General features: G+C 36.4%; 6 protein-coding genes. All 6 read right to left on the minus strand.

What is annotated here, in order from left to right; genetic code table 11:
- Nucleotides 1-205: 205 nt before the first annotated feature.
- The 6 genes from ACRAD_RS14685 to ACRAD_RS14710 all read right to left on the minus strand — a co-directional run bounded on the left by ACRAD_RS14685 (nucleotide 206) and on the right by ACRAD_RS14710 (nucleotide 12,392).
- Nucleotides 206-5,863, minus strand: coding sequence for an Eco57I restriction-modification methylase domain-containing protein (locus ACRAD_RS14685; RefSeq protein WP_010700287.1), 5,658 nt, complete (start codon nucleotides 5,861-5,863; stop codon nucleotides 206-208).
- Between the two features lie 625 nt (nucleotides 5,864-6,488).
- Complete coding sequence (locus ACRAD_RS14690; protein WP_010700285.1) at nucleotides 6,489-7,172, minus strand: hypothetical protein; 684 nt, start codon at nucleotides 7,170-7,172, stop codon at nucleotides 6,489-6,491.
- Nucleotides 7,173-7,246: 74 nt separating this feature from the next.
- A complete protein-coding gene (locus tag ACRAD_RS14695; RefSeq protein ID WP_052017294.1) occupies nucleotides 7,247-7,774 on the minus strand; it encodes a hypothetical protein in 528 nt (175 codons plus the stop codon).
- Between the two features lie 174 nt (nucleotides 7,775-7,948).
- On the minus strand, nucleotides 7,949-8,464 hold the full coding sequence (locus tag ACRAD_RS14700; protein ID WP_042861825.1) for a hypothetical protein: 516 nt from the start codon (nucleotides 8,462-8,464) through the stop codon (nucleotides 7,949-7,951).
- A gap of 167 nt (nucleotides 8,465-8,631) precedes the next feature.
- Complete coding sequence (locus ACRAD_RS14705; RefSeq protein ID WP_010700282.1) at nucleotides 8,632-9,834, minus strand: replication initiation protein; 1,203 nt, start codon at nucleotides 9,832-9,834, stop codon at nucleotides 8,632-8,634.
- A gap of 1,937 nt (nucleotides 9,835-11,771) precedes the next feature.
- Entirely contained in the window at nucleotides 11,772-12,392 is a 621-nt protein-coding gene (locus tag ACRAD_RS14710; protein WP_010700281.1) for a polyamine aminopropyltransferase, read from the minus strand.
- Nucleotides 12,393-12,528: the final 136 nt, after the last annotated feature.

Consider the following 12,528-nt stretch of genomic DNA (forward strand, 5'->3'; position numbering starts at 1 on the left):
TTAAACGATAAACTTAATCCACTAATGTAGATTACAATAAAATTCAACATACCTTTTTCCTGACCTCCTTCATTTAGCGTCAGCATAATGAATCAAGCGTAAGCCAAACATATAAAAGCATTGAGTGTCAGCGAAATGCCGCAGCGCAAGCGGAGCGGTTTTTGGTATGTGCGACTTAAACAGTTTTAAGCCACACATTAGGGAATTAGAATAGGTCTAGTTGAAGGGCTAACTTAATCTCACCATTTACAAGCATTTTGATGCAACCTTTACTCCTTTTAGTTGTCTTTACTTCACTTTGGGCGATGGCCTTTTCATCGTCAAAATTTTCAGATTCGACATTATTAATGCTTGGAATCTGTTTTGTAATAGTGCTTTCTTCGATCTTTGCCTGTAGTCGTGAAATCTCAGCTTCATTTTCTAAAAGAAGTTCTTCAAGTTTACTTTCTGGGTCTGCATCTGCTAAGGAAGTTTGAACCAAACTTAAGCGCAATTTTTTGTATTGAAGTTCTGATTCACTTTCAAAAATAGCGCCGATCTTCGGTTTAATTTGACTGATAATCTCTTTTGCATTTTTCAGAGCCTTAGTGGTTCTGCTCTCAATTTCGCTGAACTCACTACCAACGCGATTTACTAATGTCAGTAATAGAGTTGCAATGTTAATCACTGTGAGGCGATTATCTGGAACGTTCCCAAATGCAATATCATATTCTTGGTCTTTCGTTGTTACGGACAATTCACACCCAACACCACGCTTAAGCAATGGCAAGCCAAACAAAGTACCAAAATCATAAATAGATTCATTTTTTAACAATTTGAAAATTTCCTCTGCTGCATCTATGGAGTTATTAAACTCACCACCAGACGGCGCAACATACACGAAAGGTTCTGATTTGTTCTTTAAAACAGATTTAACGGCTGTTTTTGCTTTTGTATATGAGAAAGGAACCTTATTGATGAAAATTTTCTTGTTAGCTGCTTTCAAACTATCCAGATATTCCATAGCATCGTTGTGATCTTTGAATACTTTGGCATTGATCTTTATATTGATTTGTTCGTTACGAAATATAGCTTCTTCTAGGCGAGGGCCATAGCAGAACAAAGCACTGTCTACATAGCTATCTTTACGAGCCGGCATAGTCTGTAACTGGTTTTCCGCTTTAGAAACCTGTAGGGCAAAATTGGCTTGCTTGCGAGAGTAGTTAGCTTTCAGCCGTTCAAGTTTTTGAATTTCAGCTTCTAGTTCTACACGTTCCATCATAAGAGGGTTGCCGGTCGCCAACGCAGCAATTTCTTTCATGCTGATTGCATCTGCTTCGGCACCAAAATCAATGCTGTGCTGACCTGTATAGTTTCTAAGTACACCAATCATTTTTAACTTAATGCTGTTTAGCTCCCACATACGGGCATCACATGAATTTTCTGTAACGTAGCAGCTAATTCCGATTTCAAACGTATCAGCGCCTAACAGCTCATAAAGCATGTTCCCTTGCCGTAAAATACGGCCTTCGCGCTGCTCGATGTCTGACGGTTTAAAAGTTACATCTGCATGATGCAAATGTACTAAACGCTTTTGCACGTTAGTACCACACCCCATTTTCGGTGTGCTTCCGATCAATACGCGAACTTCACCAGAATTTACCAGATCAAAAATATCTTGCTTTTCTTGGTCCGTTTTAGCTTCTTGAATAAAACGAATTTCATTGCTTGGGATTCCTAACGAAACTAGGTGATCTTTGATCTCCTGATAAGCTGACCAATTAGATTCTTGAGCATCACGCATTGCTTCTATTTCGCTTGCATTAAAGCTTTCTAAACGATCTTCTAACACCTGAATAGCGATTTCGTTTTCTTCATCAATAGCGGTCTGTAGCTTCTCACGCAGGGCATCATATTGCTTAATAATCTTTAGATCACCATTTGACTTAGGAACTGAGCGATCTAAAAAGATTAATTGAGTACCTTTGAACTGATCCCATTGCTGATAGATTGAAAAAACATTGTTAGCAATGGCTTCAATTTTGCCGCCTGTTTCGCGTGAGTATCTAAAAGGATTTACGCAACGAGCAGCCAGAGAAAGTTTTCTAGCTAAATCCATCAGGCGTAGACGTTCACTATTACGTTCTTTCAAGTCTGAAATCTTATCTAAGTTTTCATAGCGTTTTAGTATTTCATCCAAGATCGCTTGTTGTTCATAAGTCGGCTTAACAACGTGCGTTTGGCGGCTACCTGTTGCCAATCGTGGAATTGGAAAGTCTTTACCTGTACTTTCACGAAAAATTTTATTTAAATCTTCATTACTGATGGCATCTGTGAACTGGAACCATAGGCCCATTAATGAGCTGAGATTGCGCCACTCTCGGGCAAATCGGGTAACTTGTTTTAACTTGCCTGATTCTGTTGCTTCAAACTTAGTGACGTTCTCAGCGTAGAGTCTAGCCCAATTATCAAAGTGCTGTAGGCCCAATTCTTTCAGCTCATTAGGTATTAAAAAGCGTTTGATGTTGTAGAGTTCAACGGCGCTGTTAGATACTGGTGTACCTGTATAGCATCCGGCAGAACCATTAATACTATGGAGATACTGAAACTTAAGATACATATCAAATGCACGATATGAGCCGCTAGGATTACCCATACCTACAATATTGTTTAGATTACTAAAAAATTGAAGGTTTTTATAAGAATGAAATTCATCAACTTCAATATTATTCACGCCTAACAGATCAAAAGTAATCAACTTATCTTCACGGTTAAGGTTCAAGCCCCCTGCTAGTTTTTTCTCAAGACGTTTTTTAAGGCTTGCTAGAGCTTTTGCGCTTTTACGCTGACCGCTATTGCTTTGAATCTCTAATAAGGCATCTTCTACGGCTGTGATTTCATCCTTAATAAACTGATCCTGAATCGCATCACTTAGCTTAATAAACTCAAATGATGAATGAGATAGCACTACAATATCGTAGTTACCTGTAGCAATTCGGGCGAACAGACGTTTACGGTTCTTTTTAGCGAAATCTTTTGGGGTCGCTGCGAGTACTTTAGCCGATGGGAATAAACGGTAAACATCAGCCGCGAACTGTAAAACCAGATGATTAGGCACGATAATCATTGATTTACTCGTCAAACCTAATTGTTTTCTAAGCATTGCACGAGAAATAGTGATGAACGTTTTCCCTGCGCCCACTGTATGACTGTAAAGCGTGAATTGCGACAATACACCTCTATATACGGCGTTTAACTGGTGCGGTCTAAGAGCAATAATTGAGTCAGGTACTTTGCCCTCTAAAATGATATGAGAGCCTTCAAATTTAGGGGCAACATAAGAATTGAAGGTCTGGTTATAGATTTCCTCTAACTGCTCTAATAAGTGGCCTTGACTGTAAAGCCATGACATAAATTCTTGCTTGATGGTTTCAGCAAGGGAGATAGCCAGTTCTGTAGCTTCTGGATCAAATACTTTAACTTCTGAGCGGTGAATAGGGTTGTATTCAGTACGCATGATCCGGATTGTCTTGTTATTGAATAGATGCTCAAGCAGCTTGTTAAGCGTAATGTAATCGGTGCTGTATAAGGCGGTTTTAGCTTGGCTTGGTGTGCAGTCAATATCATAAATATTAGATACACGCTCATAGAATACTTTTGCTGATTCATCATCTGTAATGAACCGTACAAATGAGCGGTAAATATCGATCGGCAGCCATGTCATACCTAGTGAGATAGAAATATTTTCAAGGCTGATGTAGGCCGGCTGCACAGCTTCTAGGGCTTGCTCACCGATATAGTCACCATTGGCAACAGCAAGGCGTAATTTCTTGCGTACGTTACCAGAAAGGTGAACGCTCTTGTGAACCCACCCACCAATTTCATAATCATAAAAAATCTGCGGGGCAGGGGTGTTTTTGTGTAGATGCTCGATTACTTCATCTGTTGAACAGCTCAATAGTTCAGCCATGTAATCCAGATCGACACAACCACGGTAGCTTAAGGACAAACTAAGCGCGTGTGATGGGTTATCTGCTTTAACTGGTCGAATCGTTTTAAAAATTACACGTTGGCTAAAAATAGCGGCTTTAGTGGCCTTTTCTTCTTTCACGATTTTGTAATCTGGCTTGCCGGTCGGCAAGTATCCTGCAAATTCCTTAACAGGTTTTTTATAGTCGTTCTCTAAAGCCAGTAATAAGCCGGCATCTGGCAGATCATTGATTAAAGCAAGGTTAGAACTTGAGTTGATGTAACCGAACTTTTTGTAAAAATGATCATACTGTTTAATTAAGTTTTCACGGTTCGCTTCAATTTCCGTTTGATCTGCATCGTTTGACTCAAGGGAAAGTTGAGTAATTAGACAGTCACGAATAGCAATTAAAAGCTGTAGCTTTTTAAAGCGCGTTTTACCTAATTTAGAACGTGGACCAATATTAGCAGGATCAATGAAGTTTTTATCGTAAACGACACGACCATTGGAATAGCCTTGCTCGTTAACTTCATAAACTTTCTGACCTAACTCATTCAGACGCGCTACTTTTTCGTAATACTGACCACTGATATGAGGAATGTATTTTTCTGACCATACTGTATTTTCATCAAGTACTTGGGTCTTATAACGAAAGCCTTTATCAATATCCTGTTCAATGATGCGATACAGGTTGCCGGCTTCATTGGTATCAATAACACCAATTTCTTTACCTGATAACTCAATGTATAGGTGTGCTACCAGTGCATCAAATTCGGTCTGTAAGTGGTTTAAATCAACAGTTACAGGCTCTTTAGATTCTCTGAATGTATTGATAATCCATTCATTCAAACCAGATTCAAGATTGCCTGTTGCAGTAATCGCCAGTTCCCGACCATACGGCCCCGACTTAAAAGAAATTTCGCCAGAAATATGAGCAGGGTTTGTATTGAAATAATCATTGATGAAGATATTTCTTTCGCCTTGGCTTTCCAGTGAGTCAGTATAAACCCATGAAGGATAGTCACAGGCATGAGTACCATAATTCAAACGTGCGTGATTTTCATCGTTTGCGCTTCTACGTTTGAATACCAGAATATCCGTGATCACCTCAGTATTAGAGGTTGTACCATCTTTAAACGCGCCATTAGGCAAACGGTATGCACCGACCAAATCAGCCAGATAAGACATTTCCTTACGCGCATGAGCATCTGAGCTATCTAATACATAGCGTGACACAACATAAATTGCATAGTGGTTATGCTTTAGGGATTGCAGACTTTTAAGTATGAACTGGTTATGAATAGAGAAGCGATTGTATTCAATACAATCAGACATGTTTAAGCTGAAATCACCGTATGGTGGATTACCAATTACCAGATCGAAGCAATGAGGCTGCAAAGGGATTTTTTCAAAACCAGTTTGGAAGATGTAGCTTGTATTTTGGTTTATATATTTAGCGATTCGTGCGCTTAAAGAGTCCTTTTCAACACCTACAAAACGCATATTTTCAGGGGTAGGGGCTTGATACATAAACTTGCCATTACCACAGCTAGGTTCAAGCACAATACCGGCGTTTTGGCCCAAACGTGCTGCAATATTCCACATAGCAGAAATGATGAAGTCGGGCGTATAAAATGAATCTGTAATTGACGCTTGTGCATCGGCATATTCATCATCGGTTAAGAGGTCTTTTAGCTCTTGGTTGCGTGTACGCCAAGCATCAGAGGCAAAGCTATCATCAGAATGAGGGAAGGCTTTAGAGAGGCTACCCCAACCAACGTATTTTTTAAGTAATTCGATGTCTGCCAGTGTAGGAGTGGTGCTATTTGCCTCATGTAATTTTAGGCACTTGATAGCATCGATATTATTATTGAAATGCTGAATTTCCATGAAACCAAGATTAATTGAGTTCATTGCATATGCTCCAAAGTTGATATATGAATTATAAAACATATACCGCACATATACAATATTATATTTGTTAATTGCGACACGGTTTGACGCTTTTAAAATTACTTTAAAACATTTAGATACCGTTACTTAGAGTTAATTCCGCTTTAAATTTTAAACACATCTTTTCTTTGAAAAGCATAGCGGGATGCGAAAGCAGACGGCGCATGAGCGTAAGCGAAGGGGGATTAAAAAATTAGAAATATTATATTGAGTATAATAAAGGGTTAATTCTTATCTATAGCTTCTGTTTTCTGTGAAGGAACTATTTTGTGGGCAAGCTCTTGGGCGAATATTATTATATTTATCCAAGTAACTAAATAAATGAAGTAAATTACTATAGTAATAAAAGAATGTTCTGACGATTGAACCTCTAACATAGTAAAAATAATTTCAACTGGTAGTATTTTTAGTAAAGCTAATGAAAACAAGATACTAAGTAAGCAAAAAATAAAAAAACGCACTATATTCTTCACACTGAATATGTTTTTCATTAAGGCTCTCCTTTATACAGGATTTGTACTCTATTTTTTAGGGCATGAATAAATTACTGTTAATACACCACGGCGCATCAACAGTATTAATTAAATTAAAAAGATTTGTTCATATTCGCTTTAGCAACATCGGAAAACTTACGTTTTTTGATCACCATAATATTGCCTTTGGCACTGATGCTCTTAGATAACACTTCGTCTTGGGCCGGTTTAGAAGCTTTGGCTTTTTGAGCTTGTTTATCTGCTTTCTTTTTGTTTAAGCGGATTTTAGCTAAAAAAAGTTTAAAGGTTTTTTCAGCTTCATTCACAGGCATAATTTCTTCAAGTTGTTCCATTGATAATACTTCAAATTGTTCCATTGATAATACTTCAAATTGTTCAAGCTCAGTACCAAGCTGCTCCAACTTAAGTTTAGCAATGATCCGGTTATTCAGAATCGAATAGAACTGGTAGGCCCCGATCTGGACTACACCATAATTATAGCCACCTGATGCCACATATCCTTTTACTTTCACTTCTTTGTTTTGCATCAAACTACGAATCACCTCCATACGTTCTGCATGGAAGTATTGCTGCTTTTTAGATAACTGTTGAACGGTATGCTGCAATTCCGCGAGTTCGGCATCTGTAGCTGCACCAGATTCAGTTTTGGTGCGAAGTAGGGCGTTTGTGGAAGCAATATCCTGCTTTCTGAGGTTTGCCAATTGAGATAAAACATATAAAGCTTTTGAAATAGGCTTAAGATTTTTACCTTTAGGTCGGTTATTCATTGTATTCATGATAGAAATCCAAAGTTGATATATAGCAAATATACAACATATACCGCATACTAACAAGCAATAAACATCAATTATTAAAAGAAATAAGAACTAAGGGCAACAAGTAAGGGGAACATACCGGCAAATAACATATGGGTAATTCTTAAATTTCGTGACACATTCACTTCTGCTGTATATTTCAGATATTTCATCACAAATATCGGTATGGAAACGAAGCATCCAAGTAGCATTGCGGTTGTAAATGCGAACTCGAACTGAACCAACGGTATTACGTCTGCTGCAAACTTATAATACTGGTAATAGTTGCATCCGGTCATAAAGAATAAGCACAGTAAGCCTATACCAATTGAAGCGTATTCAATTTGCTTGTTCTGATCTTTATACAGAATTTTAGTAGCAAGCATACACACCGCGATCAATAAAGGGATCAGGATGATAGAGATGCTGATAAGAACATTGGTTAAGAGAAAACCCTTTGGATCATGCCCACTGACCAGTAGATAAAGCGAAGTGAATGACAAGAACACTACAGGGAAGAAATTAATATAAAAGAGCTTAATTTTCTCAAATTTAGTAATTTCAAACTTCTTAGTTTTTTCCATAACTGCATCCACACATAACATCGTCTATGATGAAAATAGAACTGGTAATTTTTAAATTTCTTTAGTAATTATTCAGCATTTTCAATACAACAATATACCACACATTTTACATACTATATGTGTTGAATAAGTCGATTAAAGTTTATTTAATCAACTATTAAATACCAATTAAAATTAATGAGCGGCTTTCCAAATCTGATGCTCTTTGTAGAGCTGAAAGAACCCCGAAAGAACAAAAATAAAGGCTATTACTGCTAATGACGATTGGAATAGGTCAAATGAGTTAAACGTACCTTGTTGGGCTAAGGTAAATCCTTCTATCAGTACAGCTAAATTTACTGAAAGTGTAATAGCAATAATAATGACATCTTTGATCTTAAGTCGGGCAGGGGGGAATAGAGTAGATTGGTCTTTATCCAAGTGTACAGGTAGACCAGTAATGCCGTGATAGAGGTAAAAGCCTACTAAAAGCAAAAGTATGATCGAAAACATACTTAGCATGAGCAAGATGCCTATTATTAGGTAATTATGAGCAAAGAGGTTAAAGATTGTCTGACCTATCGCTGACATGAACACAATGAGCGTAAACATGGTCCCGATGAAATCAAGGCATTTACCTGAGAAAAGGAAGGGTTTGGTACGTCCCTTTAGTGTTTGATGATTCTGCTTTTCCTGATCCAATTTTTGCAACCCCGACTCATATATATCATCACAAGAAGTTTGAGATAACCCCTCTACATTCTTGACTTCATTTGCTGCCGATTTTTTGTTGTCTGTTGTAATAATTATTATCCTGCGACCTATATCAACTGGAAGTGATGGCTAACAGCACCAAACTATTAGCCATTATGAGTTATTTACTCGTTTTGATCGGTCAGATCATCATTATCATGATCCACCTCATCCTCATTGTTCTCAGCTTTCTGCTTATAATCGAGAGCAAAGTAATAATCCAGATCAATTGGCTTTCTAGTGTTCACTAAAGCTAAATTCTCTGTAAGAAGTGCTTTCATAATGGTTTGAGCAGTTTTCAAGTCAAAACCATTTCCTTCATAGAAAAATCCATAATCATTCATGAAAGTAGGGGAGCTGATCAAGAATTTGATCTGTTTAGGTTTCAAACTTAAAGGTGGTGTGAAATGGTTGATTCGATCTGTGTCCTCGAAATGTGACAAATCATCTGACCATGGAATTGCTTTTTTCAGATAAGAAATCTTAATTTTTTCGAGAGCCTTAGACATACGGCTCGATACATACTCCGTCTTATAGTTAAAGTGAAACTGGATGGAATCAATACTGTCGCCATTTTTAATATAAGTATGTTTCACCTGTAAGTTCGTTAGAGAGTTTATTTCTTCAATAGCAGGCTCAATGACACGAGTTCTAAAATGACTGTGTTGACGATATTGATTTTCTTTAAGAAACATACGTCTTAATTCGTCACAAGAAAGAACTAGAGTATTGGTACGCCAGAGTTCACTGTTAAATACTCTGTATAGACGCAATGAATAGTAAGAATTCATTTTCATGATTTGTTTAAGTTCATGGCGATTGAAACTGTTATTTTTATCTTTTAATAAGTTATAGAAAAATCTGAAAAATTCTTCTGCAAATTGAATGCTAAAAACTTTAGTTTTAGGTTCATAGTGCAACTTTTGGATCATTGTGACTTTCTCAGGAATATCACTATCCGGAACTTTTACAAGCATTACAGGACTTGAGGTAAACCGCTCATAAGCGCGTTCCATGATACGGCGTACGTTCTGCATGTGTGTTTTCTTAAGCCGCACAGCATCGACCTCATGACTTTTTGTTTTGTCGATTACATCTTCATAAAGTAATTGGTAAAAATTCTCTGCTGTAATGGAAACTTTATCTCGGGGATTGAAATCTGCATTGTTATCCATTTCATGCTTATGAATTATGGTTATCGCGCAATACATCAATTTTTCAAGGTTAATATCTAGTAAATACGATGCTTGCGGCATTGAACTTAATGTTGAAACTACATCATGTTCCCGAACAGGCTTCATTATTACTTTAGGAGTAAAATCACTCATATTGTTTTAAAAACCATATTTAGTATTTGCATAAATTCACTAAAAAATAGTTTATATTTAATTTAAAAACAAGCTTTAATATTTATATTATTGTTTTATATAGATATTTAGTGAAACAGATTTGTGTGATTAATCCAAAAAATACGGCACAGATTTGTGTGATGGCTCCTTAAAACCCCTCAGAAATAGCTCTAAATCAACTAAAATCACATTAAAACATCAATAAACACCACCCTAAAGCAGAAAAAAACACCAATTTATGAAATTAAACTGATTCATGGCGATCGTAGTACCTCAAAAATTAAAAAAGGTAGGTATTGTGTGTGATGGCTACTAAAAACTCAGAAAAAAGGTAGGTATGATGTGTGATGGCAGCCAAAAACTCAGAAAAAAGGTAGGTATGATGTGTGATGGAAGCCAAAAACTCAGAAAAAAGGTAGGTATTGTGTGTGATGACGACAAATTTACCCAAAAAAGGTAGGTATGATGTGTGATGACGACAAATTTACCCAAAAAAAGGTAGGTATTGTGTGTGATAGCCCACTAAAACATAAGAATAGGTAGGTATTATGTGTGATGGCAGCCAAAAACTTAGAAAAAAGGTAGGTATCATGTGTGATCACAGCAAATGGCGCTTTAAAAAGTAGGTATTATGTGTGATGAAGCCAAAAAAATCATAAAGAAGTAGGTATTGTGTGTGATCCAAGCTCTTAAAAAGCTTTTCAGGTAGGTATTATGTGTGATGATCTACCCAAACGGAGCAAAAAAGGTAGGTATTGTGTGTGATGACCAATAATACTAGGTAGAAAATAAGTATTTTAAGCAATGAGAATGGATATTCTGAAAACCTTGTTTTAAAGCTATTGCATATAATAGTTAACAAACTCAATTATAAATGTACACAAAAGCAACAATACTAATCAAACTAAGTGCAACTGGTTAAAATAAATTCAATCCTCGTTATAATTCTTTATAATAGTAAGCTTGCTATGGTTAAAATAAATTCATAATAAATCTAACTATTTCCTGTTGTGGATAAGGCTGTGGATGAAAGTAGGTATTGTGTGTGATGGGTAGGTATTGTGTGTGACGAGGTAGGTATTGTGTGTGACGAAGTAGGTATTGTGTGTGACAAGGTAGGTATTGTGTGTGATCAGGTAGGTATTGTGTGTGATGACCTATACTTAACCCATTGATATGACTTAAAAAAAAACCGTCCTTATTCTAACATATTCTATTCTATTCTTTTATATACTCTAATATTCGTTTGAGCGGTCTGAACGACACCAAAAAACTTCTTGATGTTCATACATAATCTTTAATAATAAAATATTAAATTAATGTTTTATTATAATTAATAAATAAATACCAATAATATTAATTAACCAAAATTACTCCGTTTCCCTAAAGTTGAATTATACCATTTTTTAAATAAAGCTTAAGCTACTTTAATTATCAAGCGCCATATTGAACAAACAGTTTAAGTTGCTTTATTGAAACCAAATTAAACTACTATTCTGACTACTTTTTTTTATTTTTTTTTCTTCTTCAATTCTTTTTTTTCTTGAACAACATCCATGCTCTCTGCCTATCTACTTTGTATGATCCCAAGTACTACAAAACATAATTGAAATGTTTTTGTGAAAACAAAAGGTAAAAACATGTTGATCAAGGAACGAGTAGCTTATTGCAATGATAATTTACACAAAGAAAACTGGTTTATAAGAGGAAAAATCTGGGAGTTTTGAAAAGATAATTTTTATTTATTACTTGTTCTTGAATACAAAAAAGACGGCGTTTAAATTCAAAACTACAATGTAGACGGATCGGGTGTGGATACCCCTCTCTGGTTGCTCTTATTTTGCTTTTTTAAGTGTTTTAAGGGGTAGGTAAGGGGATTTCAGCCAAAAGCGCCAAAACCCCCGATTTTTCACGTTTTAAAAAGCGATTTTGAAATAATCCTCGGGATCACAACCTATGAGGTCCATACTCCATAGATTCATCTCATTACAATGGTCCTTAAAACGCTCGTTTAGTTCTGCAATTTGCGGTTCATTCTGGTTATTTATGTCATCCCAGATGTCGATCCAGACATAGTTATAGAATTCATCCTTAGTTGGATAGTAGTTGAGAATGTCACCTTGAATGATTTCTACTCGCGGATCATCTTTAAAAAAACCACCAACATAATCAATAATGTCTTTGTCGATCTCAATTACACGGATATGGGTCACTTCTGGTTTGGACAACATGGCTTCTAAGATCATGCCCATACCTAATCCGGCCACCAAAACAGAACCACGCGCATAATCATAAGCAACTTGGTTTGTATTGCATTCCATAGGCGTGTTGCTCATGACAACATTGCCGGTACTGAGCTGTTCTAGTCTGAGGTACTGTCCTGCTTGAATGCACTCATCTGGTATCCCTTGAAAGTGCATACGCATGTTAAAAAATTCTGCTTCATTTTCGGTAACTGTGAATTCCTCAATACGCCAGTTTCCAAATTTTTTATTAGGCTTTACTCGGGTTGTGCCGTATACAAAATTATTCGTCATGTTAAATCCCTCAAACTATGCCATAATAATAAAGCATATACCGCAGATAAACAATACTGCTATTAGTAATTTCTTTATTTTGATAAAACTTAAAGAGCTTGAAAATTATTTGAGAAGAAGTAATGAGTTTACTTAT

Source organism: Acinetobacter radioresistens DSM 6976 = NBRC 102413 = CIP 103788, from assembly GCF_006757745.1.
Classification (GTDB): domain Bacteria; phylum Pseudomonadota; class Gammaproteobacteria; order Pseudomonadales; family Moraxellaceae; genus Acinetobacter; species Acinetobacter radioresistens.

Bases quoted from the DNA above. Each gene is read 5' to 3' on its own strand.
- ACRAD_RS14685 (WP_010700287.1), bottom strand. From the start codon at position 5,863: ATGAACTCAATTAATCTTGGTTTCATGGAAATTCAGCATTTCAATAAT.
- ACRAD_RS14690 (WP_010700285.1), bottom strand. From the start codon at position 7,172: ATGAATACAATGAATAACCGACCTAAAGGTAAAAATCTTAAGCCTATT.
- ACRAD_RS14695 (WP_052017294.1), bottom strand. From the start codon at position 7,774: ATGGAAAAAACTAAGAAGTTTGAAATTACTAAATTTGAGAAAATTAAG.
- ACRAD_RS14705 (WP_010700282.1), bottom strand. From the start codon at position 9,834: ATGAGTGATTTTACTCCTAAAGTAATAATGAAGCCTGTTCGGGAACAT.
- ACRAD_RS14710 (WP_010700281.1), bottom strand. From the start codon at position 12,392: ATGACGAATAATTTTGTATACGGCACAACCCGAGTAAAGCCTAATAAA.